Annotated in this window: 23 protein-coding genes; 4 read left to right on the top strand and 19 right to left on the bottom strand. The window is 65.2% G+C overall.

Annotation, left to right across the window (positions count from 1 at the left end):
- Nucleotides 1-5 precede the first annotated feature (5 nt).
- Together cydB and CXY77_RS18355 are read right to left on the bottom strand one after the other, a co-directional pair.
- Complete coding sequence (gene cydB / locus CXY77_RS18360; RefSeq protein WP_104090746.1) at nt 6-1,010, bottom strand: cytochrome d ubiquinol oxidase subunit II; 1,005 nt, start codon at nt 1,008-1,010, stop codon at nt 6-8.
- Between the two features lie 12 nt (nt 1,011-1,022).
- A complete protein-coding gene (locus CXY77_RS18355; protein ID WP_104130674.1) occupies nt 1,023-2,435 on the bottom strand; it encodes a cytochrome ubiquinol oxidase subunit I in 1,413 nt (470 codons plus the stop codon).
- Between the two features lie 105 nt (nt 2,436-2,540).
- Here CXY77_RS18355 and CXY77_RS18350 point away from each other — a divergent pair, with 105 nt between their 5' ends.
- Together CXY77_RS18350 and CXY77_RS18345 are read left to right on the top strand one after the other, a co-directional pair.
- Entirely contained in the window at nt 2,541-2,927 is a 387-nt protein-coding gene (locus tag CXY77_RS18350) for a BlaI/MecI/CopY family transcriptional regulator (RefSeq protein WP_092339786.1), read from the top strand.
- Nucleotides 2,928-2,971: 44 nt separating this feature from the next.
- Entirely contained in the window at nt 2,972-3,961 is a 990-nt protein-coding gene (locus CXY77_RS18345; protein ID WP_104130673.1) for a M56 family metallopeptidase, read from the top strand.
- A gap of 11 nt (nt 3,962-3,972) precedes the next feature.
- Here the strand turns inward: CXY77_RS18345 and CXY77_RS18340 are convergent, their stop codons facing one another.
- The 5 genes from CXY77_RS18340 to CXY77_RS18320 all read right to left on the bottom strand — a co-directional run bounded on the left by CXY77_RS18340 (nt 3,973) and on the right by CXY77_RS18320 (nt 8,086).
- Nucleotides 3,973-4,896: an ABC transporter substrate-binding protein gene (locus CXY77_RS18340; RefSeq protein WP_104130672.1), complete on the bottom strand. Its 924-nt coding sequence runs from the start codon at nt 4,894-4,896 to the stop codon at nt 3,973-3,975.
- Nucleotides 4,880-5,635 carry an ABC transporter permease gene (locus CXY77_RS18335; RefSeq protein WP_092339783.1) on the bottom strand — a complete coding sequence of 252 codons (756 nt, stop codon included), beginning with the start codon at nt 5,633-5,635 and terminating at the stop codon, nt 4,880-4,882. Before CXY77_RS18335 ends, CXY77_RS18340 begins: the two co-directional genes overlap by 17 nt.
- Nucleotides 5,632-6,321 (bottom strand): ABC transporter permease, encoded by a 690-nt coding sequence (locus CXY77_RS18330; RefSeq protein ID WP_092339782.1) that lies wholly within the window; start codon nt 6,319-6,321, stop codon nt 5,632-5,634. The genes CXY77_RS18335 and CXY77_RS18330 overlap by 4 nt, the downstream gene beginning before the upstream one ends.
- Nucleotides 6,318-7,223, bottom strand: a complete 906-nt coding sequence (locus CXY77_RS18325; protein WP_092339781.1) for an ABC transporter ATP-binding protein — start codon at nt 7,221-7,223, stop codon at nt 6,318-6,320. The genes CXY77_RS18330 and CXY77_RS18325 overlap by 4 nt, the downstream gene beginning before the upstream one ends.
- 185 nt (nt 7,224-7,408) lie before the next feature.
- Entirely contained in the window at nt 7,409-8,086 is a 678-nt protein-coding gene (locus CXY77_RS18320) for a TetR/AcrR family transcriptional regulator (protein WP_092339780.1), read from the bottom strand.
- Between the two features lie 97 nt (nt 8,087-8,183).
- Between CXY77_RS18320 and CXY77_RS18315 the strand changes: the two genes are divergently transcribed.
- Nucleotides 8,184-9,257, top strand: coding sequence for an App1 family protein (locus CXY77_RS18315; protein ID WP_369831317.1), 1,074 nt, complete (start codon nt 8,184-8,186; stop codon nt 9,255-9,257).
- Between the two features lie 20 nt (nt 9,258-9,277).
- Here CXY77_RS18315 and CXY77_RS18310 read toward each other — a convergent pair whose 3' ends face one another.
- The 7 genes from CXY77_RS18310 to hisD form a co-directional block, all read right to left on the bottom strand.
- Nucleotides 9,278-10,087 (bottom strand): ABC transporter permease, encoded by an 810-nt coding sequence (locus CXY77_RS18310; RefSeq protein ID WP_104130671.1) that lies wholly within the window; start codon nt 10,085-10,087, stop codon nt 9,278-9,280.
- Nucleotides 10,084-10,896: an ABC transporter permease gene (locus CXY77_RS18305; RefSeq protein WP_233197511.1), complete on the bottom strand. Its 813-nt coding sequence runs from the start codon at nt 10,894-10,896 to the stop codon at nt 10,084-10,086. Before CXY77_RS18305 ends, CXY77_RS18310 begins: the two co-directional genes overlap by 4 nt.
- On the bottom strand, nt 10,893-11,705 hold the full coding sequence (locus CXY77_RS18300; protein WP_092339877.1) for an ABC transporter ATP-binding protein: 813 nt from the start codon (nt 11,703-11,705) through the stop codon (nt 10,893-10,895). The genes CXY77_RS18305 and CXY77_RS18300 overlap by 4 nt, the downstream gene beginning before the upstream one ends.
- A 179-nt stretch (nt 11,706-11,884) precedes the next feature.
- Nucleotides 11,885-12,970 carry an ABC transporter substrate-binding protein gene (locus tag CXY77_RS18295; RefSeq protein WP_092339778.1) on the bottom strand — a complete coding sequence of 362 codons (1,086 nt, stop codon included), beginning with the start codon at nt 12,968-12,970 and terminating at the stop codon, nt 11,885-11,887.
- A 207-nt stretch (nt 12,971-13,177) separates the two neighbouring features.
- The gene (locus CXY77_RS18290) at nt 13,178-14,218 is read right to left on the bottom strand and encodes a quinone-dependent dihydroorotate dehydrogenase (protein ID WP_092339777.1); all 1,041 of its coding nucleotides are present in this window, start codon (nt 14,216-14,218) and stop codon (nt 13,178-13,180) included.
- 13 nt (nt 14,219-14,231) lie between these two features.
- Nucleotides 14,232-14,750 (bottom strand): transcriptional regulator NrdR, encoded by a 519-nt coding sequence (gene nrdR / locus CXY77_RS18285; RefSeq protein ID WP_092339776.1) that lies wholly within the window; start codon nt 14,748-14,750, stop codon nt 14,232-14,234.
- A gap of 106 nt (nt 14,751-14,856) precedes the next feature.
- Nucleotides 14,857-16,161, bottom strand: a complete 1,305-nt coding sequence (hisD, locus tag CXY77_RS18280) for a histidinol dehydrogenase (RefSeq protein WP_104130670.1) — start codon at nt 16,159-16,161, stop codon at nt 14,857-14,859.
- Nucleotides 16,162-16,243: 82 nt separating this feature from the next.
- Between hisD and CXY77_RS18275 the strand changes: the two genes are divergently transcribed.
- Complete coding sequence (locus CXY77_RS18275) at nt 16,244-16,798, top strand: flavin reductase family protein (RefSeq protein ID WP_092339774.1); 555 nt, start codon at nt 16,244-16,246, stop codon at nt 16,796-16,798.
- 203 nt (nt 16,799-17,001) lie between these two features.
- Here CXY77_RS18275 and CXY77_RS18270 read toward each other — a convergent pair whose 3' ends face one another.
- From CXY77_RS18270 to CXY77_RS18250, 5 genes are all read right to left on the bottom strand, one after another.
- On the bottom strand, nt 17,002-17,787 hold the full coding sequence (locus CXY77_RS18270) for a 1-acyl-sn-glycerol-3-phosphate acyltransferase (protein ID WP_104130669.1): 786 nt from the start codon (nt 17,785-17,787) through the stop codon (nt 17,002-17,004).
- Between the two features lie 67 nt (nt 17,788-17,854).
- Nucleotides 17,855-21,322, bottom strand: a complete 3,468-nt coding sequence (gene dnaE / locus CXY77_RS18265; RefSeq protein ID WP_092339876.1) for a DNA polymerase III subunit alpha — start codon at nt 21,320-21,322, stop codon at nt 17,855-17,857.
- Nucleotides 21,323-21,433: 111 nt separating this feature from the next.
- Nucleotides 21,434-22,384 (bottom strand): RluA family pseudouridine synthase, encoded by a 951-nt coding sequence (locus tag CXY77_RS18260; protein ID WP_092339772.1) that lies wholly within the window; start codon nt 22,382-22,384, stop codon nt 21,434-21,436.
- Entirely contained in the window at nt 22,381-23,019 is a 639-nt protein-coding gene (lspA, locus tag CXY77_RS18255) for a signal peptidase II (RefSeq protein WP_233197510.1), read from the bottom strand. Before lspA ends, CXY77_RS18260 begins: the two co-directional genes overlap by 4 nt.
- Complete coding sequence (locus CXY77_RS18250) at nt 23,009-23,611, bottom strand: DivIVA domain-containing protein (protein ID WP_092339770.1); 603 nt, start codon at nt 23,609-23,611, stop codon at nt 23,009-23,011. Before CXY77_RS18250 ends, lspA begins: the two co-directional genes overlap by 11 nt.
- Nucleotides 23,612-23,719 lie beyond the last annotated feature (108 nt).

The raw sequence follows: 23,719 nt of genomic DNA, 5'->3' as shown, positions 1-23,719 counted from the left end.
CAGCGCTAGTGTACGGCGACCTCAATCTGCGCCCGGCCGATGCGCTTGCGGAACACCCAGTAGGTCCAGCCCTGGTAGAGCAGGATGACGGGCATCCCGATCAGTGCGGTCCAGCTCATCACACCGAGCGTGTAGGTCGATGAGGAGGCGTTCGTGATGGTCAGGCTGTTCGCCGCGTCGTTGCTGGCCGGCATGACGTCGGGAAACAGCGAGGCGAACAGGGTGAGCACGGCGAGACCGATCGTGGCGGCCATCAGGCCGAACGCGAGCCGTTCGGCACCGCGCAGGTTGGCCAGGAAGGAGGCGATCAGCGCCACAGCGGCCAGAGCGGCGAAGATAGCGGATGCCACGGTGCCATATGCGAAGGTTGTCCAAACCAGGAAGCTGGCCGCGACCACTATCGTCACGATTCCGGCCTTGGTGGCGAGCTTTCGCGCCCGAACCCGAATGTCGCCCTCGGTCTTGAGCGAGACGAAGACGACCCCGTGCATGAAGAACAGCAGCAGCGTGGTGACGCCGCCGAGCAGGGCGTACGGGTTCAGCAGGTCGAAGAAGGTGCCGATGTAGTCGTGGTTGGCGTCGAGTTTGACGCCCCGCACGACGTTGGCGAAGGCGACACCCCAGAGCAGCGCCGGAACGGCCGAACCGACGATGATCATGCCGTCGAACCATTTCTTCCAGGTGGATTCGGGGCGCTGGTGGCGGTATTCAAACGACACACCGCGCAGAATCAGTGCAACGAGAATGAGCAGCAGAGCCAAGTAGAAGCCGCTGAACATGGTCGCGTACCACTCGGGGAACGCTGCGAAGAGTGAGGCGCCGGCGACGATGACCCAGGTTTCGTTGAGGTCCCAGACCGGGCCGATGGTGTTGATGAGAACGCGGCGATCGGTGTCGTCCTTGCCGAGAAATGGCAGGGACATTCCGACCCCGAAGTCGAAGCCATCGAGCACGAAGTACCCGATGAACAACGCAGCGATGATCCAGAACCAGAGAATTGTGAGATCCATTGTGTATTCCTGTTAGTAGACCGTGGCAGCGTGCGTGACTGCGCCGGATTCGGCGTCGGGTACCGGTGCATCGTCCGGGCCTTTCTGAACGGCCTTGAGGATGAGTCGGAACTCGACTACTGCGAGAATTCCGTAGAGCAGGGTGAAGGCGATCAGCGAGATCAGAATCTCCACGCCGCTGACGCCGGGCGAGACGCCGTCTTCGGTTTTGAGCATTCCGAACACGAGCCAGGGTTGGCGACCCATTTCGGTGAACACCCAGCCGACGCTCATCGCGAGCAGGGAGAAAGGGAAGCTCCAGATCGCGACCTTCCATACCCAGGTGCGCTTCGGGCTGCGCCCCTTGCGGGTCAGCCACAGGCCGACGACGGCAACGAGCATGTGCGCGAGACCGAGGCCGATCATCCAGCGGAACGCCCAGTAGGTTATCCAGATGGTCGGGGTGTAGTCGCCGGGGCCGTACAGGGTGACGTACTGCGACTGCAGGTTGTTGATGCCCTCGACCGTGCCGTCAAAGGTGTGGGTCGATAGAAAGGAGAGCAGGTAGGGAACGCGCACGGAGAACAACTCGTGCACGCCGTCCGGCGTACCAAGGGTGAAGATGGAGAAGCTCGCGTTGGCACCGGTCGCCGTGTGGTACAGCGCTTCGGCAGCGGCCATCTTCATCGGCTGGGCCTCAACCATGGCCAGGCCCAGCTGGTCTCCGGCGAGTGTCGTGAGCACGCCGGCGATGACCATCATCCAGAGGCCGAACTTGAGCGCCGGACGCATGGTGTCGAGGTGTTGGTTGCGGTACAGGTGCCAGGCGGCTACCGAGATGATGAGTCCGGCCGAGACCATGAAGCAGGCGAAAATCGTGTGCGGGAAGGCGGCGAGGGCAATGGGGTTGGTGAGCAGTTCCCAGATGCTGGTGAGTTCGGCACGCCCCTTTTCCTCGTTGATCGTGTAGGCGATCGGGTTCTGCATGAAGGCATTCGCGGCGAGGATGAAGTAGGCCGACGCGATCGAACCGATCGCGGTGAGCCAGATCGTGGCGAGGTGAATCTTCTTGGGTAGTTTGTCCCAGCCGAAGATCCAGAGGCCGACGAACGTAGCTTCGAGGAAGAAGGCGACAATCCCCTCGAAGGCGAGCGGAGCGCCAAAGACGTCACCGACGAAACGCGAGTAGTCCGACCAGTTCATACCGAACTGAAATTCCTGCACGATGCCAGTCACGACGCCCATGGCGAAGTTGATCAGAAAGATCTTGCCGACGAAATGCGTCAGCTGCAGATATTTAGCCTTGTCGGTACGCACCCAGGCCGTTTGAAAGATCGCGACCGTGAGGGCCAGACCGATCGTGAGCGGGACGAAAAGAAAGTGATACACGGTCGTGAGACCGAATTGCCACCGTGATAGGAGTAAAGGATCCAACCACTCGTTCATATGCCCTCCAGCATTATTGTGCAGCGTCCATTTTTCTACGCTACGTAGAAGATTACTCTTCTACACTGTGTAGAAATCACAGTTTCGCGACGTAATATTAACCACATGGGAAATTTGGGTGTGCTCGAACGGTTAATGATGGATATCCTGTGGGACTCCACGGCACCGTTGACAGCGAACGAACTCAAGGATGCTCTGCTGCGGCCCGCAGTTTCAGCCACGCCGGGCAAGCCGCTGGCGACGACGACCGTTTTGACGGTGTTGTCCCGGCTGGAAACGAAGGCATTCGTCACGCGCGATCGCAGCGTGCGTCCGCACGCCTATTCCGCCGTGATGACCCGCGCCGAACACACCGCTGGCCTCATGCACGAGGTGCTCGGGCAGGTGCCCGATCGCCAGGCAGCCCTGGCCCGGTTCATCGGCTCCGTTTCGCCGCAGGAAGCTGAGACCCTGCGGCACCTCCTCGGCGTTGCGCCGTCCGACAATGCCTGACACTGCGTGCCTGACGCTGCGTCCCTGACCACCCGACCACGCGCGTGACCATCGCCGCCCTGCTCCTGGGTACCATCGCCGTGCTGCTGGCCGGGCCCGTTCCGCTCCTGCTGGGGCGGTCGCGCTGGCCCGCGCGCTCCCCCGGCGTGGCACTGGTGCTCTGGCAGGCCATCGCGTTGTCCGGCGGCATGTCCATGATCGGGTCACTGCTGCTCTACGGCCTGACCCCATTCGGCACCACCCTTGCCCAGAGTCTGGTCGCACTCGGCGGCAACCTCACGGCCGGCACGCTTCCCGATGGAACGAGCTTCACCCACATGCTCGCCATCGGCGCGGCCATTCTGCTCGGTGGCCACCTCCTGCTCAACCTGCTCGCGACGTTCGTCCGCGCCGAGCGGCAGCGCCGACATCACCACACCCTCATTGCCCTGCTCAGCGATCCCCTGCACGGTCAGCCTGGCATGCGGGTCATCGACCATCCGGCGCCAGTCGCCTACTGCCTGCCCGGGGCCGGGCACTCGGCGACGGTACTCTCCAATGGCCTGCTCCGGCTGCTCGACGCCGACCAGGTGCGTGCCGTGATCGCGCACGAGCAGGCGCACCTCGTACAGCAGCACCACCTGGTCTTGCTCGCTTTCAAAAGCTGGCACAGCGCGCTGCCGTGGTTCCCCATCGCCAACCGCGCCGAAAACGCCGTCGCCCTGCTGGTCGAGATGCTCGCCGACGATCATGCCCGCCGCATCGTTGACGACCAGACCCTGGCCCGTGCGATCGCTCTCGTCGGTTTCACCCTGGCCGGCGCTACTCCCCCACCAGACAAAGAAGCGGATGCTGCGGCGCAAGCCGCCGCATCCGCTTCAGACCGTAACCTGGAACTCGAGGTAGAACCCGAGCACCCGGCGCACCAGATCCTGCCGCGAGTGGCGCGGCTGGTTAATCCAACCGTGCCGCTGCACTACACGGCCACGGCCGGAGCACTCACCGTGTCGGCGGTGCTCCTGGTCGGGCCGGCGCTCATCCTGTTCGGTGCCTAGAACTGCCGCAACTAGATCAGCTTTGCCTTGGTCAGCCAGGCCGTCGCGATCTTGTCCGCCGAGAGCTGGTCGTTCTTGCTCTGGGCGTTCAGGTCAACGAGGGTGTCTGCCGTCAGCGCGGCACTGACCTTGTTGAGGATCGCTGCCGCACTGTCGTCGATCTTCCTGGAGACGACCGGCACGACGTTGTCCGGGAAGAACAGTCCGTCGGGGTCGGAGAGGGCGACCAGGTTGTTGGTCTTGATGTTCGGGTCGGCCGTGTAAATGTTGGCGAGCTGGATATCACCGTCGACCAGGGCCTTGACGGTCAGCGGTCCGCCGCTGTCCTCGACCGGTACGAACCCCGCGATGCTGATGCCGTACTTGTCCTTCAGTGCAGTCGGCCCGTACGGCCGGGTCTCGAGCTCCGAGTTGCCGCCGACGGTGATCGGTTCGGTGACGTTGGTCAGGGAAGCGATATCGGTGAGGTCGTACTTGCTCGCGAAGTCGGCGGTGACCGTCCAGGAGTTCTGGTCTGAGGCATCGGCCTGGTCGAGAACCCGCAGGTCGTCGGGCAAGGCGGTCTGGAGCTCAGCGTAGGTCGCGTCGCTGGAGCCGCCGACGGCGGCCTTGTCGAGGGCCTGCAGCAAGCTGCCGGTGTACTCGGGGAACACGTCGATCTTGCCGGCCTCGATATCGGGCAGGTAGACCTCGCGCTGGCCGATCTGGAACTGTCGGTCAACGGTGAAACCGCCGGCCTCGAGCGCCTGGGAGTAGATCTCGGCGATGATCTCGTTGGAGTAGTACGCCTGCGAGCCGACCACGATGGTGGAGCCGCCGGCGCTACTCGATGGTTCCGCCAGGGGGTCCCCCGACGCACACCCTGCAAGGGCTACGACGGCCCCAACCGCGACCACGCCGATGAGCGTGAGCCGGCCTCTATTCGCTGTGAACATGACTGTTTCCTTCCTCGATGGTGGATTCCATCACCGGGCGGGATCGGGATGACCCGTCACGGATATCTATGGGGAGTCCCGCTGTGACGCCGCGGGGAACAACCAATTTTTGCACGAGAGCGAACACGCCCTCCAGCACGATCGCCAACAAGATCACCAGGATCGAACCGCCGAGCATCTCGCCGTAGTCGCGAATTCGCAGTCCCTCAAAGAGGTACCGACCGAGGCCGAAATTAGCGATGTAGGCGGCCAGAGTAGCCGTGGCCACCACCTGCAGGGTTGCCGAGCGAAGCCCTCCGATGAGCAGGGGCAGCCCGAGCGGCAGCTCGACCTTCAGCACGATCTGGGCCTCGGACATGCCCACGGCCCGTGCGGCATCGATGATCTTGCGATCAATTGCCTCGAAACCGGTATATGCACCAGCAAGAATGGGCGGGATGGCAAGCACGGTCAAGGCCACGTACGGGGCGTTCAGGCCGATGCCCACCCAGAGGGCCACCAGGGTGAGCAGGCCCAGGGTAGGAATGGCTCTGAATGCGCCCGACAGTGCCACGGCCAGTCCGCGGCCGCGACCGGTATGGCCGATCAAAAAGCCGGTCGGTACGGCAATCAGCGCGGCGACGAGCAGGGTCACGAGCGTGAACAGCAGGTGCTGGGCGAGGCGGGTAGGAATCCCGCCGGCGCCGACCCAGTTTGCGGGATCGACCAGCCAGGCCAGGGTTTCGGTCAGAAAGCTCACGTGGTGACCTCCTGTCGCGCGACAGCACCGGGTCGAGCGACGACGCCGATCGCGCTGCGCCTGGTCCACGGCATCAGCAGTCGCCCGATCAGAACGAGCACGGCGTCGAGGGCCAGGGCCAGCAGCACGGTGGCAAGGATACCCGCGATGATCTCCGCCTGGATTCCCCGTTGAAACCCGTCGGTGAACAGGCTGCCGAGGCTCTGGGCGCCGATCACGGCGCCGACCGTGGCCAGGCTCACCGTGCTGACCGCTACGACGCGCAGCCCGGCCAGCAGCACGGGGCCGGCCAGCGGCAGCTCAACCTGCCAAAATGACGTCCAGCCGGAAAAGCCGACGGCGGTCGCGGACTGCTGCACGTCGCGGTCGACGGAACCGAGACCATCCGCTACCACCCGCACCATCAGAGCCACCCCGTAGAGGGTCAGCGCGATGATGAGGTTCAACGGCGAGCGGATGCTGGTACCCACGATAAAGGGCAGCACGATGAACAGCGGCAGCGACGGAATTGCGTAGAGCACTCCGACCGTGGTGAGGATCACCGCCCGGCTCGCCCGATACCGGTGAGCCAGCCAACCGAACGGGAGGGCGATGAGGAAACTGAGAATGATCGAGGGCACGCTGAGGATGAGGTGATCGAACGTGCGATCCCAAATGAGGTCCAGATTCGACCAGATCCAGGTCACCGCGAATCCCCACCCTGCGCCGAAGCACCCGGTCCGCGAGGGCCGGCCTTTGACTCTGAGCTGACAGTTGACGGCGACGCTGAAGGGCCGGAGCCTACGAGAACGCCGGCCAGACGACCGGTCTCGTCAACCACGATGTCGCCATCGCCGTGGTTCTCGAGGTGCAGGGATCGCTTGCCGCGATCGGCGCCGACAAACGTTGCCACGAACTCGTCAATGGGGTTCGCCAGGATCTCCGCGGGTGAGCCGACCTGGGCTACCTTGCCGCCGGTGCGCAGAATGACCACCTGATCGCCGAGCAGAAAGGCCTCGTCAATATCGTGGGTGACGAAGACCACGGTCTTGCCCAATTCCCGTTGCAATCGCAGCAGTTCCTGCTGCAGTTCGGCGCGCACGATCGGGTCCACCGCACCGAATGGCTCGTCCATGAGCAGAATATTGGGGTTGACGGCGAGGCCGCGCGCCACGCCGACGCGTTGCTGCTGGCCACCGGAGAGCTGGCTGGGATACCGGTTGGCGAGTAAACGGTCCAGTCCCACCGTGTCGAGCAGCGCGAGCGCTTCGTCACGGGCCTTCTTCTTGGCCATTCCGCGCAGCATCGGCACCGTGGCGACGTTGTCGATGACCCTGCGGTGGGGAAGCAGCCCTGAGTTCTGCATAACGTAGCCGATGCCGCGCCGCAGCTTGACCGGCTCGAGGGTACCGATATCGGCTCCGTCGATCTCGATCGACCCGCTGGTCGGATCAACCATGCGGTTGATCATGCGCAGCAGGGTTGTTTTTCCCGACCCGGACGTTCCGACGAGCACGGTGGTCTTGTGCGAGGGCAGAACGAGGCTGAAATCATCGACGGCAAGGGTGCCGTCGGGGAACCGTTTCGTCACCGAGTGGAATTCAATCATCCTGGTGGCTCGCTCCTCGCATCAGTTCAGGTCGGGTCAACACAAACCAGATGCTAAGCCAATCACTATTCGAAGCGACAGGCAAAACGCTGGCTCACAAAAGATTTATCCAACAGCGAACACGCGAGGCCCACAAACCCAAAAAAGCCGGGCGACCCAGTGGGTCGCCCGGCGTGTGACGCCCGTTAGGACGCGGTTGCCAGCAGGTTCAGTGCTTGCGGGCCGTAGAAACGATCGAGGTAGTCGCGCAGAACCAGGCGGCACTCGGCGATGAAACGCTCGTCACCGAGCGGATCGGTGTGGAAGGCGCGGGCGAGCAGCGCGTCGGCCATCTCGACGGCGACTTCGAGTCGAAAAATCAGGGCCTCGCCGGCCGGCAGATCGAACTCGTTGACGAGCACGTCAGCCAGGCGGCGGGCGAAGAAGTCGGCATCCGCTACCGCGTCGGCGGCGGGAGCGGCGTCGCGGTCGTCGAAGTTCACGATACGAAAGCCTGGTTCGGAGCGGTACAGGCCGACAAAAGCCGTCACGACGCAGTCCACCGCGTCCCACCAGGAGGTGAGGGTGCTAGCGCCGAGCTCATCGACCACGCGCTGCCGAAAGCGCACCACGGCACGCTCGTGCAGGGCGTGCAGTACAGCAACCCGATCCGGGTAGTAGCGATACACCGTTCCGATGGATGCACCGGCGCGTTCCGCGATCATCGCGGTCGTGATGCGGTCGAAACCGACCTCGTCCACAACGGCGGCGGCCGCATCGAGCAAACCGGACAGACGTGCAGCGCTGCGCTGCTGAATCGGCTCGGTGCGCACTTGCTGAAGTGCTGCACCGGTCTCTTCACCCAATAGGCCACCAAGTGACATTTATCCCCCTTGAAGATAAGTCACCATACTACGGGGTAAAACCCCTTTTCCACAGGGTTGATCGGGGGATGCACAGCAAATATGGCAGAATGAGAGGGTGCCAGAGTCCCTAGACGCCACGCCGAGTGCGCCAAGTCCCGAGCGAATCATGCACCGTGCGGCCCGTATCGAAGACTGGCTGCACGACCGTCGGGAGCATTCCGCTCGTCGCCGCGGCTACCAGCCCACCGTCATCCCCTACACCGGCTACGGCTCGACCGCCTGGGTTCGCATCCTCTGCCGGGTACTTCTGGCCAAGCCGGAAAAGCCGGCGAAGCGTACCAAGCGCCCCCGAGCGGATGGCCGCGACGCCGGTATTCGAGGCTGGCGCAGCTTCACGAGCGTGCCGGTCAACGACGTCACCGTCACGATTGAGATCGACGGCCAGACGCATCGGGTGCAGGCGGATCGCGGCGGCGTCGTCGACACCGTCGTACCGGTATCCCTGCCTGCCGGCTGGCACGTGGCCCGGCTACACACCGAGTTCTCCGCCGTGGCCGAAGCGCCACTCTTCATCGTGGCCCCCACGGTCGGCTACGGCGTCGTCTCCGATGTCGACGACACGGTGATGGTCACCACGCTTCCCCGCCCGTTGCTGGCCGCCTGGAACACGTTCGTGCTCGACGAGCATGCCCGGGTTCCGACCCCGGGGATGGCCGTGTTCCTGGAACGCCTGGCGTCGTTCACGCCCGGCGCCCCGGTCATCTATCTCTCCACCGGTGCCTGGAACGTAGCACCGACCCTGTCGCGTTTTCTCTCCCGCAACCTGTATCCGGCCGGGGCACTGCTGCTGACCGACTGGGGACCGACGCACGACCGCTGGTTCCGCAGCGGCAGCGCACATAAGCGGGACAACCTGCGCCGCCTCGCCGAACAGTTTCCCGACATGCGCTGGATTCTGATCGGCGACGACGGCCAGCACGACGAAGCCATTTACAGCGACTTTCAACGCGACTATCCGGGCAGCGTCGCGGCCGTGGCCATCCGTCAGCTGTCCCCGAGCGAGGCGGTGCTGGCCGGCGGGCGCTCGCGCGACGCCGTGCTGATCGACGGCAGCCCCGAGGCCCCGTGGGTCTACGGGCCGGACGGCTCCAGCCTCGCCAACCAGCTCGTCGCGCACGGCCTGCTCTAGCCCGGCTGATGGGCGCCCGGTCAGCTCGTGATGCTCTGATCCATGCTCATGCGGCGCAGCACCAGGTTTTCCACGACCTGCGCCAGGCCGTAGAGCGTGAGGGACACGATGGTGATCACCACGACGGATGCCCACACCTCCGAGTTCTGCACCTTGGCGACGGCGGCGACAATCGAGTTGCCGAGGCCCTGGCCGGTCGTGAGCCACTCGGCCAGCAACGCTCCGGTGATGGCGCCGGGCACCGAGATCTTCACCGCGGCGAAGAACGAGGGCAGGGAGCTCGGCAGGGCCACCTTGCGCAGCGTCGTGAAGGCGCTGCCACCGTAGACGGTGATCACGTCGCTGATCTGGGGTGACGAGGAGCGCAGCCCGAAGGCGATGTTCACGAGTGCCGGGAACAGCACCACGATGGCGCCCATGACCACGGCGGTGGTGAGTCCGCGCCCCGTGATGAGGCTGATGACGGGCACGAGTGCCACGAGTGGCACCGAGCGCAGCAGCAGGGCGATCGGCATGAGGGCGTGCTCGATGCCCCGGGACAGGGTGAAGATCACGGCCAGCAGCAGGGCACAGGTGAGTCCGGCGACGAATCCGAGAAATGCGTCACTCAGGGTCACGACGAGGTTGCCGAGGACCATGGCCCGATTGTCGGCGGCTTCGGGAACGGTGGCGAGCCACTTCCAGACGTCGAGGGGTCCCTTGGCCAAAAACGGCGACACGTCCAGCAGCAGGAGCAGGCCCTGCCACGCGACGAGTACGAGAACGAGGGTGATAAGCCCGGTCAGCAGGCCGCGCGCCACCGTCAGGAGCGCCACGCGTGCAAAACTCATCGGCTGCTCCGCCCGGTCGTCCACGGGGTGGCGAAACGCAGGATGACGGCAAAGATCGCGTAGCCGAGACCCGCCGTGACCCCGGCGACGAGCGCGAGGCTCCAGACCCGGTCGACGTTGGCCGTTGAACCGGCCACGAGCATGGCGATTCCCAGCCCGCGGCTGACACCGCCGAGGTACTCGCCCAGGATGGCTCCGATGAACGCCGCCGGTGCGGCGATCTGCAGCGCGGTCAGCACGCTCGGCAGTCCGGCGATCAGGCGCACCTTGCGAAGCTGGGTGAACTTGCTGCCGCCGTAGACGGTGATGAGGTCGAGGCTGGCGGCATCCGCTGCCTTGAGACCGACCAGTGAGCCGATGACGGTCGTAAAGAACACCGACATCGCGGCGAGAAAGACGGCTGTACCGGCCGGATCGCCCGCGCTCGGTGCCCCGATCACGATGTAGGCGATCGGGCCAATGGCGACGATGGGAATGCAATAGGTGATCACGGCGATCTGCATCGCGATCTTCTCGATGCGCGGCAGCAGCAGCACGAGGGCGGCGAGGGCCAGGGCTAGTCCGTTGCCCCAGGCAAAGCCGATCAGCGCTTCGAGCACGGTGACACTGACGTGGGACAGGTAGAACGCCGGGCCGTCGCTGACGAGCTGCACGACCACGTCCAACGGGGTGGGCACCGCGCCTCCGGGCATGGAACCAACCTCGGCGAAAACCGTGACCGCGCCCAGCCACCACAGGGCGATGACGATCGCGCCGCCGATCAGGCCGGTCGCCCAGGCGGGCAGGGCGCGCAGCGAACCTCGGATCACTGGTCGGCGCCCGGCGCGGCGGCATCACTAAACAGCAGGTCGGAGGCTCGGTCGTGCAGCGCGTGGAACTCGGGCGAACGCATCATCTCGGGCAATCGGGGCCGCGGAAGGTCGACGTCGATGACTTCCTTGACGCGGCCGGGCCTGGCGCTCATGACCGCGACGTGGTCGGAGAGGAAGATGGCTTCGGCGATGCCGTGGGTGACCATGAGGGTCGTGGCCGGCTTCTGGGTCCAGATGCGCAGCAGCTCGAGGTTGAGTCGCTGCCGGGTCATATCGTCGAGGGCCCCGAACGGCTCATCGAGCAGCAGCACAGAGGGCTTGAGCACGAGCGACCGAGCGATCGACACGCGCTGCTTCATGCCGCCGGAAAGCTGCGCCGGCTTGGCTTTCTCGAAGCCCGTGAGGCCGACGAGGGCGATCAGTTCGTCGATGTAGGCCTCGTCGACGGGAACGCGGGCGACCTCGAACGGGAGGCGGATATTCGAGCGCACGCTGCGCCAGGGCAGCAGCGCTGAATCCTGGAAGGCGATGCCAAGCTGGTGTCCCTGCCGAAGTTGCTGGGGGCTCTTGCCGTCGACCCTGGTGGTGCCGCTCGTGGGCTGTTCCAGGCCGGCCAGAATACGCAGGATGGTCGATTTTCCACAGCCCGAGGGACCGAGCAGGGAGAGAAAACTGCCCTTGTCGGTGTGCAGGTTGGCGTTGTCGAGGGCGACGACATCTCTGCGCCCGACCGCGAAGACCTTGTGCAGCTGGGAGATGTGCAGGCCGGTGCCCGACGCTTCGCCCCCGGCACCGCGCTCCGTCACCGAGTCACGAATTCCGGCATCAGTACTACTCACGTGGTTCGCTCCTTGGCGCTGGCAGATCTGCACGGCTGGCGGGTCTGCGTGGTATTTCGGGCAGGTGCCTATTTTAGGTTCCACCCGGGCATCCGCTGAAACGCTCGATGCGTTCTGGCGGATGCCCGGCCGGCCGGGCGCCACTGCTACTTGCTGTAGGCCAGCAGGTCCGGGTTCTCGGCGTAGACCTCGTCGAGCAGGGTCATGTCAAACAGCTGGCTCGCGGTGATGGTGAGGCCCGTCGCGGCGAGGGTATCGATGCTCTGCTGCTGCAGTTCCTTACTGATCGAGAACAGGCCGTTGGCCACGGTGTCCGCGCTCACGACGAGGTCGGCGGATTGGATCTCGGCCTGACGGGTCTCCTTCTCGATGGTCAGCTCGAAGGTCGGGCCGTAGGTGTCGACGGTGAGCTTCGCGGCGGCATCCGGGTCGTTGATGGCGTCGGTCCAGCCGCGAATCTCGGCGACGAGCAGGGCCTTGAGCTTCTCGCGGTCGTTCGTGATGGCATCGTCGGTGACCGTGAGGGTCTCGGCGACGAACGGCAGGCCGAAGTCGGCCAGCGGCAGGTTGACCGGGCCCAGGCCCTTGAGCTCGGCGTCGATGGATTCGTTGGTGAGGTAGGAGAACCAGCCATCGACCTCGCCGTTGAACAGCGGGGTCGGGTCGTACTGCACCGGGAGGGTGGTCAGGGACTTCTCATCGATATCGTTGACCTTGAGGAAGGCTTCCCACAGGCTCAGGTTGCTCGCCTGCACGCCGATCGTCTTGCCCTTAAGGTCGTCAAGGGTGGCAATGTTGCCCTTGTCGGCGAGCGACAGGATGGTGAAGGGGTTCTTCTGGTAGGTGGCGCCGATGATCTTCAGCGGCGCGCCCTCGTTGGCGATGATGGTGCCGGTGGAGATCGCATTGCCGATGCCCATGTCGGCATTGCCCGAGATGACGGCGGCTTCGATCGAGGCGGGGCCCTCGATCATGTCGACATTGTCGAGTCCGGCCTCGGTGAAGTAGCCGTTCTTGTCGGCGAGGTACTCGCCCATGAATTCGGCGTTCTTGATCCAGCTGAACTGAATGCTCGCGTCACCGAACGATGCCGCGGCACCATCGGCTCCCACTTTCGCGTCGTCACTGCCCGCACAGGCAGCAAGCGAGAGGGCCAGCACGGCCGCGACCGCGACACCGCGCACGACCCGGGTTGCCGTTCGACGATAGAAAGAGCCTCTGGATGGGGTCATTGCGGGGTTCCTCTCGAGGGTGCAAGGGCTCTGTGGGATTACAGCAGCTGTGGTACTGAAACGCGGGCTGACGGGAATTGTTGCGAGTGGAGAACGCCCGGAAATGGCAGTCTAGGCGTGTCATATATCAGTTCGAGTTCAACTTTGTTTCGAACGGATGTCGGAAAAAGGAGGATAGCCTCCACTAGACCAATTCTGCGGGCTCTGCTAGCGGCCGGTTCCGGCCAGGATGCGGTCGAGTCCGCGGTTGATCTGGCGCGCCCAGAGCGGACCGCGGTAGAGGAACGCCGTGTAGCCCTGCACGAGGGTTGCTCCGGCCGCGAGGCGCTCGGCGACCTGGGCCGCTGTGTCCACTCCGCCGACCGAGATGACGCAGAAATCGGCCGGGACGACGGCGCGGATCTGCAGGAGAATGGCCAGTGACCTCGCGTGCAGCGGGGCGCCGGACAGTCCGCCGTCTCCGGCGGCGATGACGGTGGCGGCATCCGTTTTCAGTCCGGTGCGGGAGATCGTGGTATTTGTGGCGATGATGCCGTCGAGGCCGAGGTCGACGGCGAGGGTCGCGATGCGGGCGACCTCCTCATCACTCAGGTCGGGCGCGATCTTCACGAGCAGCGGCGTGGCACCGGCGGCACCCTTGACCGCGGTGAGCAGCGGCGCGAGCTGGTCGAGCTCCTGCAGTCCGCGCAGGCCCGGGGTGTTGGGTGAGCTCACGTTGACCACGAGATAGTCGGCGAGGGCGGCGAGGGTCCGGGCGCTCTGCAGGTAGTCGGCCGTGGCGCTCTCGACGGCCGTGACGCGGCTCTTGCCGATGTTGATGCCGAGCACCGGGCGATGCGGCGCAGCGCGAATTCGCCTCAGCCGGGCGACGGCCGCAGCGGCGCCGTGGTTGTTGAAGCCCATGCGGTTGATGACGGCACGATCGGCCACGAGCCGAAACAGGCGCGGTGTGGGGTTGCCCGGCTGGGCGACGGCGGTGAGCGTACCGACCTCGACGTGGCCGAAGCCGAGCTGGCCGAGGCCGAGCACGGCCTCGCCGTCCTTGTCGAAACCGGCCGCGACGCCGAAAGGAGAAGTGAAGTGCAGGCCGAGGGTGTCGACCCCGAGGTCGGTGCGCGGGCGGGTGAAACGGTGCACCAAGCGACCGATGCCGAGCGTCGGCAGCAGCCGGATGACGGTGAAGGCGAGGTGGTGGGCACGCTCGGGATCCAGTCGGGTGAGCACATACTTGAAGAACAGCGGATACATCGAGCCCTGGGCCTTACGCTTTCGAGGAACTGGTGGCGGCGGACGCGTCCACGGCATCCGCTGTCTTGAGGCTGTTCGAGCGGGCCGTATGCTCGGTGCGCAGCTGGGTGATGGCCGCTTCGAAGTCGTCGAGGGAGTCGAAGCCCTGGTAGACGCTCGCGAATCGCAGGTAGGCGACCTCGTCGAGGTCACGCAGGGGCGGCAGGATTGCGAGGCCGATGTCGTTGGCGTCGACCTGGGAGGCGCCGGTCTGGCGAATGGTTTCTTCGACCTTCTGGGCGAGCATGGCGAGGTCGGAGTCGGTGACCGGTCGGCCCTGGCACGCCTTACGCACGCCGGAGACGATCTTCTCGCGGCTGAACGGCTCGACCACGCCGCTGCGCTTGATGATGTTCAGGCTCGCGGTCTCGGTGGTGCTGAAGCGACGGCCGCACTCCGGGCACTGCCGCCGACGGCGAATCGAGAGCCCGTCGTCGCTCGTGCGTGAGTCGACGACTCGGGAATCGGGGTGGCGACAGAACGGGCAGAACATTGTGCCTCCAGCCTAGCGGACTGCGCCCCTGAGGTTCGCGAGAGCGGGAATTATGTTGCTTCGGTTGGGCTGAAGTTACGAAATTCCCGCTCTCGCGGAATGGGGCTCACTCGAAGCGAGCGGTGACCGCGTCTCCGTGCGCGGGCAGCGCTTCGGCGTCGGAGAGCGCACGGATGTGACCGGCGACGGCTTCGAGCGCCGCACGGTCGTAGCGCACGACCTGCTGCGGCCGCAAAAACGTATAGGCGCCGAGGCCGGAGGAGAACCGGGCCGCTCCCGCGGTCGGCAGCACGTGGTTGGAACCGGCAACATAGTCGCCGAGGCTCACCGGCGAATACGGGCCGAGAAAAATAGCTCCGGCGTTCTCGATTTCGGCCAGCACGGCGTCGGGATCACTCGTCTGGATCTCGAGGTGTTCCGGTGCGAAGGCGTTGCTGAAACCGGCCGCGACGTGCAGGTTATCGACGAGCACGATGGCCGACTGGCGGCCGCCGAGCGCCGCCGTCACTCGCTCACTGTGGGTAGTGGATGCCGCCAGCACGGCCAGGCGCGCCGCCACGGCATCGGCGAGTTCGATCGAATCGGTCACCAGCACGGTGGCGGCGAGCTCGTCGTGCTCGGCCTGGCTCACCAGGTCGGCGGCGACGAGCAGCGGGTCGGCCGCGGCATCCGCTATCACGAGGATATCGGTGGGTCCGGCCTCGGAGTCGATGCCGGCCTGCCCACGGATGAGCCGCTTCGCGGCGGCCACGTACACGTTGCCGGGGCCGGTGACGATCTGCACGGGTTCGAGGCCGATGTCGGGGACGCCGTAGGCGAGGGCGCCGATGGCACCGGCGCCGCCCATCGCGTAGATCTCGTCGACGCCGAGCAGGCCGGCGACGGCGAGGATGGTGGGGTGCACACGGCCGTCGAAGTGACTCTGCGGCGGTGAGGCGAGCGCGATCGAACGCACCCCGGAGACCTGAGCGGGCACGACGTTCATCACCACGCTCGACGGGTAGACGGCCTTGCCGCCGGGAACGTAGAGTCCGACCCGGTTCACCGGCTGCCAGCGCTGGGTGACGGTGGCTCCGGCCTCGATCGTGGTCGTCACGTGCGGCGGCACCTGCGCAGCACTGGCCAGACGCACCCTGCGTATGGTCTCGGTGATGGCGGTGCGCACGTCCGGGTCGAGCCCGGCGACCGCGTCGGCAATGTGGCTGGCTGGAACGCGCACCTGGCCCGGGCGCACCCGGTCGAGGCGTTCGGCCTGGTCGAGCAGGGCGGCTCCGCCCCGCGCTCGCACATCGGCGATCAGCTCGGCCGCGATATCGGCGGCGACGGCCACGCTGGTCAGGGCGCGGGGAACGGAGGCCAGGAGCGCGGCCGGTGTGGGCTCGCTTCCGCGAAGGTCAATAGTCTGGATCATCGTGATCCAGCCTATCCGTCCATGAGGCGTAACACTCAGCGCGCGGGAATAGGCTGAGGTTGAAACAGATTGTTGGTTGAGTATGCAAAGCAACGTTGAACCCCCACTGACTACTCTCCCGGCAGCCCCACCGCTGGCCGCCGACCCCAATGCGCCCGACGACCTTGCCGCGTTCAAACACGCGTTCCGCCGCCACGCTGCCGGCGTCGCAGCGATCACGACACTCGCGCCCGACGGCAGCCCCGTCGGGTTCACGGCCACCTCCCTGGCCTCGCTGTCGGCGGTTCCGCCACTCGCAACGTTCAACATGGCCAGGTCGGCCAGCTCGTGGGCTGCGATCGCCGCAGCCGACCGCGTGGCCATCCACATGTTGGGTGCCCACAACCGGGCCATCGCCGAGAAGCTCGCCGGCCCGCACGCAGAACGTTTCGTCGGCGATCACTGGCAGCCTGGCCCGTACGGGCTGCCCGTGTTGACCGGGGTGACCAGCTGGATGCTCGGCCGCGTTGTCGAACGGGTTTCGGTGCACAACAACGCCGTCGTGGTCGTGCAGATCGAGGGCGGCGGCATGGGCACCGACGACGAGGCCCTGCTCTACCACGAGCGCACCTACCGGGTTCCGGGCGCCGCTGTCTAGACCAGCCCGGCCACCGCGCGGACCGCAGGGGCAACTCTGGCGCGAGATGCCACTTTCGGCCCTATCGTCCGCGCGAGACGACACCATCGGCCCCTCGACGAGCTCCCAAGGGGCCGAAGCTGTCGTCTCGCGGCGGGGCGGGACTCCCCTGAGCCTGGACATACTTTAGACAAGAGCCACTGCATGCTCGAGGAGCGCGGCCGTTACTTCTTGCCGGCCAGCTTCTCGGCAGCCTTGCGACGACGGCGTTCAACCTCGGCCACCGCCGCCTCCGCCGGAGTCGGCGCCGTTCCGCCAAGGTGCGCCGGCTGCCACCACTGGCCGGTACCCGGCACCGAATACTCCGCCTGCACGGCATCAACCAGGGCCTGCAGGGTGTCGTGGAGCCGTAGCGTGGTATCCGCGACGTCGTCGTCAACGCGGCCAGCGGCATCCGCTGAAAAAGGTTCCCCAAAACGGATGCTGACCGGCACGCCGATCCGCTCTCTCAGCGTCGAACGATGGTTCTTGGTCATGAGCCGATGCCCGCCCCACACCGCCACCGGAATGATCGGCACGTTCGCGGCCAGTGCCATGCGCACGGCACCGGTCTTGAGCTCCCTCACGGTGAACGAGGCGTTGACACCTCCCTCGGGAAAGACTCCCAGCAGTTCGCCGGCGCGCAGGGCCTCGACGGCCTGCGCGTAGGCCGCGCCGCCGCTCTCCATGTCGACCGAGATGTGCTTCATGCCGCGCAGCAGGGGCCCGACCAGCTTCTGGTCGAAGGCGCCCTTCTTGGCCATGAACCGGATATGGCGGCGGTTGTGCAGCCAAGTCACCCACTCGACCAAGGCGAAGTCCAGGTACCCGAAGTGGGTGATCGCCAGCACGGCGCCGCCACTCGCCGGCAGCTGCTCGAGCCCGGTGACAGTGCGGCGCACCCGAAGCAGGCCGAACAGGGCTCGCCCGGCTCCGATGGCGGCCTGGTAGATCGGCTCTCGCTTGTGCATGCTGCCAGCCTAGGCTCGCATCCTGTCAGTCATCTGCGGTCTGCGGTGACGAAATCCGGTCCGAGGATCAGGTCAGGCAGTTCGGGCCGAGAATGCTCTTGAGTTCGCCGAACAGGTCGGCGCTCACTTTCACCCGGTGCGGCAGCTCGAACACCCGGGCCACATCCCCCTTGACCAGTTTGAGCCGTACCTCGGCGTCGCCGGCGTGGCGCTTGAGAATCTCACCGAGCGCACTTACCGTGTCGGTCGTCGCACGGGCCTCCCCCACGGTGATCGAGACCATGCTCTGGTCTGAACCCTGCCCGAGCTCCGGCTGGAACACGCTGAACGCGTGCAGGTTCATGCCGTCGTCGCGCAGGCTCACCCGCCCGCGCACCACGACGACCGAGTCGCTGATCAGTTCCGGCGCGAACTCGAGGTAGGCCTTGCCCATGAACATCGCGGTGATCTCACCGCCGAAGTCCTCGACCTGGATCATGCCGTACTGGTTGCCCGACTTCTTCGCGATGCGATGCTGCACGCTCGTGATCAGGCCGGCCACGGTCACCGTGTCGCCGTCCTCGGTCGACTCTGAGGCGATCAGGTCGGCGATCGTGGTGCTGGCATGCTTGGCGAGCGGGATCTCCAACCCGGCGAGCGGATGGTCGGACACGTAGAGCCCGAGCATGTCGCGTTCGTAGGCGAGCTTCTCCTTCTTGCTCCATTCCGGCCGGTCCGGCACCTGCTCAGTGTCCTGCGGTTCGTCGAACAGGCTGTCGAAGTCGAACCCGATGTTGCCGTTGCTCTCTTCGCGCTTGATCTTGACGGCCGATTCGACGGCGGATTCGTGAATCTCAACCATGCCGCGCCGGGTCGCGCCGAGCGAATCGAACGCCCCGGCCTTGACCAGAGATTCGATCGTGCGCTTGTTGGCGACCGGAAGCGGCACCTTGCGCAGAAAGTCGTGGAACGACTCGAAGCGCCCCTTCTCCTCGCGGGCACCGCGAATGGCCTCGACCACGTTGAAGCCCACGTTGCGCACGGCACCCAAACCAAAACGGATGTCCGTGCCAACGGCCGCGAAGAACCCGATCGACTCGTTCACGTCGGGCGCCAGCACCTGGATGCCCATGCGGCGGCACTCGTTGAGGTAGAGCGCGAGCTTGTCGCGGGAGTCACCGACGCTCGTGAGCAGGGCGGCCATGTATTCGGCCGGGTAGACGGCCTTGAGGTACGCGGTCCAGTAGGAGAGCACGCCGTAGGCGGCGGAGTGTGCCTTGTTGAAGGCGTAGTCGGAGAATGGCAGCAGGATATTCCAGACCGTGGTGACGGCGTCCATTGAATAGCCGCGGTCCTGCATGCCCTTGGAGAAGCCCTCGAACTGCTTGTCCAGCTCGGACTTCTTCTTCTTACCCATGGCGCGGCGCAGCAGGTCGGCTTCACCGAGCGTGAAGCCGGCGAGCACCTGCGCGATCGACATGACCTGCTCCTGGTAGACGATCAGGCCGTAGGTGTTGCCGATGACATCTTTCAGGGCTTCCTCAAGCTCTGCATGGATCGGGATGATCTCCTGCACGCCGGTCTTCCGCAGCGCGTAGTTGGTGTGCGAGTTGGCGCCCATGGGCCCCGGGCGGTACAGCGCGATGACGGCCGAGATGTCTTCGAAGTTGTCGGGTTTCATCAGCCGCAGCAGGGCGCGCATCGGCCCGCCGTCAAGCTGGAACACGCCGAGGGTGTCGCCGCGGGCGAGCAGTTCGTACGCGGCGGGGTCTTCCAGGCCTAGGTCTTCGAGTACGGGTCGGTGGCCGCGGTTCACGGCGATGTTGTCGAGGGTGTCGTCGATGATGGTGAGGTTGCGCAGCCCGAGGAAGTCCATCTTGATCAGTCCGAGCGCTTCGGAGGCGGGGTAGTCGAATTGCGTTACCACCTGGCCATCCGCTTCACGTTTCATGATCGGGATGATGTCGATCAAAGGGTCGCTCGACATGATCACGCCGGCGGCGTGCACGCCCCACTGGCGCTTGAGATTCTCCAGGCCGAGGGCGGTGTCGAAGACGGTGCGGGCCTCGGGGTCGCTTTCGATCACGGCCCGAAAGTCGGCTGCTTCGCGGTAGCGCGGGTGGTCTTTGTCGAACATACCGGTCAGTGGCACGTCCTTGCCCATGATCGCCGGCGGCATGGCCTTGGTGAGCTTGTCGCCCATGCCGAACGGAAAGCCGAGCACGCGGGAGGCGTCTTTCAGGGCCTGCTTGGCCTTGATCGTGCCGTAGGTGACGATCTGGGCGACGCGTTCCTCGCCGTACTTCTCGGTGACGTATTTGATGACCTCACCGCGGCGACGCTCGTCGAAGTCGACGTCGAAGTCGGGCATGGAGACGCGGTCGGGGTTCAAGAACCGTTCGAAGATGAGGCCGTGCACGAGCGGGTCGAGGTCGGTGATGCCCATCGCGTAGGCGACCATCGAGCCGGCACCCGAACCACGGCCGGGGCCGACACGGATTCCCTGCTGCTTGGACCACATGATGAAGTCGGCGACGACCAGAAAGTAGCCGGGGAATCCCATCTGCACGATGATGCCGATTTCGTAGTCGGCACGCTTTCGCACATCTGCGGGGATGCCCTTCGGGTAGCGCTTGGCCAGCCCGATCTCGTTCTCCTTGATGAACCAGCTTTCCTCGTTCTCACCCTCCGGGCAGGGAAAACGGGGCATGTAGTTGGCTTGGGTGTTGAATTCCACCTCGCAGCGCTCGGCGATGAGCAGCGTGTTGTCGCAGGACTCGGGGTGGTCCCGAAACAGGTGCCTCATCTGAGCGGCCGTCTTCAGGTAGAACTCGTTGGAGTCGAACTTGAACCGGTTCGGGTCGTCGAGGGTCGATGCCGACTGCACGCAGAGCAGAGCGGCGTGCGCGGTGGCGTCGTGCGCGTGGGTGTAGTGCAGGTCGTTGCTGGCCAGCAGCGGCAAGTCGAGCTCCTTGGCCAGCTTGAGCAGGTCGGTCATGGTGCGGCGTTCGATGTCGATGCCGTGGTCCATGATCTCGCAGAAGAAATTCTCCTTGCCGAAGATGTCCTGAAAATCGCCGGCGGCTTTCTTGGCTTCCTCGTACTGACCGAGGCGCAGGCGGGTCTGCACTTCGCCACCGACGCATCCGGTCGTGCCGATCAAGCCTTTGGAGAACTGGCTGAGCAGCTCGCGGTCCATGCGCGGTTTGAAGTAGTAGCCCTCGAGGCTCGCCTTCGACGAGAGCCGGAACAGGTTGTGCATGCCCGCCGTGTTCTCGGAGAGCAACGTCATGTGGGTGTACGAGCCGGCGCCACCCACGTCGTCACGGTTCTGCCCGCTCGTGCCCCAGCGCACCCGGGTCTTGTCGCGACGATCGGTGCCGGGCGTGATGTACGCCTCGGTGCCGATGATCGGCTTGATGCCGGCGTCGGTCGCGCTCTTCCAAAAGTCGAAGGCGCCGAACACGTTGCCGTGGTCGGTGATCGCGACCGCCGGCATCCCCTGCTCCACCGCAGCTTTGATCAGGGGTTTCACCCGGGCGGCGCCGTCGAGCATGGAATATTCGCTGTGCACGTGCAGGTGGACGAAATTGTCAGTGGCACTGACCGGGTTACTCACAGGGACTCCGACGAGTTGGTGAAACGATTAGGGACGAGTCGGCCTCGGTCAGTCTCCGCGCAGCACCGCGAGGGCGTGCGAGAGGTCGGCCGGGTAGTCGGCGTTGTAGGTGACCCACTCGTGACTGTCCGGGTGAGTGAACGCCAACTGTTTAGCGTGCAGCCACTGGCGTTTGAGACCAAGCCGGGCGGTGATCGACGGATCGGCTCCGTACATGGCGTCACCGACGCACGGATGCCGTTGGGCCGTCATGTGCACCCGAATCTGGTGGGTGCGCCCCGTCTCCAGGTGCACCTCGAGAAGGGAACCGTAGGGGAAGGCTTCGAGGGTCTCGTAGTGGGTGATCGAGGGCTTGCCGTCGGCCATGACCGCGAACTTCCAGTCCGACCGCGGGTGGCGGCCGATCGGGGCGTCGATGGTGCCGGCAAGTGGGTCGGGGTGGCCTTGCACGACCGTGTGGTAGATCTTCTCGACCTCGCGGTCGTGGAACGCCTTCTTGAGTGCAACATAGGCCGTCTCCGACTTGGCGACGACCATGAGACCGCTCGTGCCGACGTCGAGGCGGTGCACGATGCCCGCGCGCTCGGCGGCACCGGAGGTGGCGATGCGAAAACCCGCAGCGGCGAGGGCCCCGGGTACGGTCGGCCCGGTCCAGCCGACGCTCGCGTGCGCGGCGACACCGGCCGGCTTGTTGATCACGATGATGCTCTCATCGTCGTGCACAACGGTGAGGTCGGGAACGGCGATGGGGATGATGCGGAGTGGCTGTTTGGGCTGCCAGGTCACTTCGATCCAACTGCCGGCCCGCAAACGTTCGGACTTGCCCACCACGGTGCCGTCGAGCACGACTCCGCCGGCCTCGGACACCTCGGCAGCGAAGCTGCGGGAAAAACCGAACAGCTTGGCCAGGCCGGCGTCGACGCGCACTCCTTCGAGACCGTCGGGGAGCGGCAGTGATCGCCGCTCCGGGGGGCTGGACAGGCCCGGGGAGCCGGTCATGGCAGGGCCTCGGCGCCCGGGGCTGGCCGTTCACGGGTGGGGGCAACGGTGTCGCTGGTGGTGGTATCGGGGGTCACAGCATCCGTTTGTTTCAGTGTTGGCGTGGCGGTCTTGCTTTCGGCCACGACCTTGTTGCCGTCGAGGCCGATGCCGCGAATGGTCAAGATCATGAAGATGACCATGCTGCTCACGATGGCCATGTCGGCGACGTTATAGATCGCCGGCAGCAGCCACGGTGTGGAGATGAAGTCGACGACGTGCCCGACGCCGAAGCCGGGTTCGCGCAGCAGCCGGTCGGTCAGGTTGCCGAGCACTCCGCCGAGTAGGAGCCCGAAGACCAGTCCCCAGGCGAACGAGCGGATGCGCCGGGCGAACCAGACGATGAAGATGACGACGGCCGCGGCGATGATCGAGAAGATCCAAGTGGAGCCGCTGGCCAGGGAGAACGCCGCGCCCGGGTTCCGAACAAAGTGCAGTTGCAGCACGTCGTTCAGAACCCGAATCATGGACCCCTCGGTCATCGAAGCGACGACGAGGTACTTGCTGACTTGATCGAGCGCGTAAACGCCCAGCGCGACGAGGGCTAGAACGATAAGCGCTCGCGAACGCTTCTTCGTTCGGGCCCTAGGCTCCAAAGCCCTGGAAGCTGGGCTTCGGCGCGTTGCCGGCGTCGACCGAGGTCGCATCGAGGTCGTGGAGCTGGCCCTCGATGTAGCTCTTGAGCTTCAGGCGGTACTCGCGCTCGAACGTACGCAGCTCGTCGATCTTGCCCTCGAGCGTTGAACGCTCCTGGTCGAGCTTCTGCAGTTGCACGCGCTGCTGGGTCTCGGCTTCGGCAATGACGCGTGCTGCTGTGGCGTGGCCTTCAGCGATCAAGGCGTCGCGCTTCTCGGCGCCTTCCTTGACGTGCTCTTCGTGCAGGCGGCGAGCCAGCTGCAGCAGGTTGGTCGTGCCGGCCGTCTCGTCGATTGGTGCGGCGGCGACAGGAGCGGCGACGGGTTCGACCACGACGGGCTCAGCGACCACGGCAGCGACCGGAGCAGCCTCAGCTGCCGGGGCAGCGTCAGAGCCGACTTGGCCCCGCAGTTCCTCGTTCTCCTTGGTCAGGCGACGCAGTTCGACGACGACCTCGTCGAGAAAGTCATCGACCTCGTCCTGATCGTATCCCTCACGGAACTTGGTCGACTGGAACCTTTTGTTGACTACATCTTCCGGAGTTAGCGCCATGGCTTTCCACCCTCAAAACTTGTATTTATTGTGAACATTTGACTGACTCAAGCCCATGAGTGGCTCAAGTATTTTATTAACTACGGGCTGCCGACGAGCGAGTACGGG

This window comes from Cryobacterium sp. N21 (assembly GCF_002929575.1).
GTDB classification, from domain to species: Bacteria; Actinomycetota; Actinomycetes; order Actinomycetales; family Microbacteriaceae; genus Cryobacterium; species Cryobacterium flavum.
The sequence above is the reverse complement of the archived record's forward strand: the minus strand, read 5'-3'. Positions and strand labels throughout refer to the sequence as shown.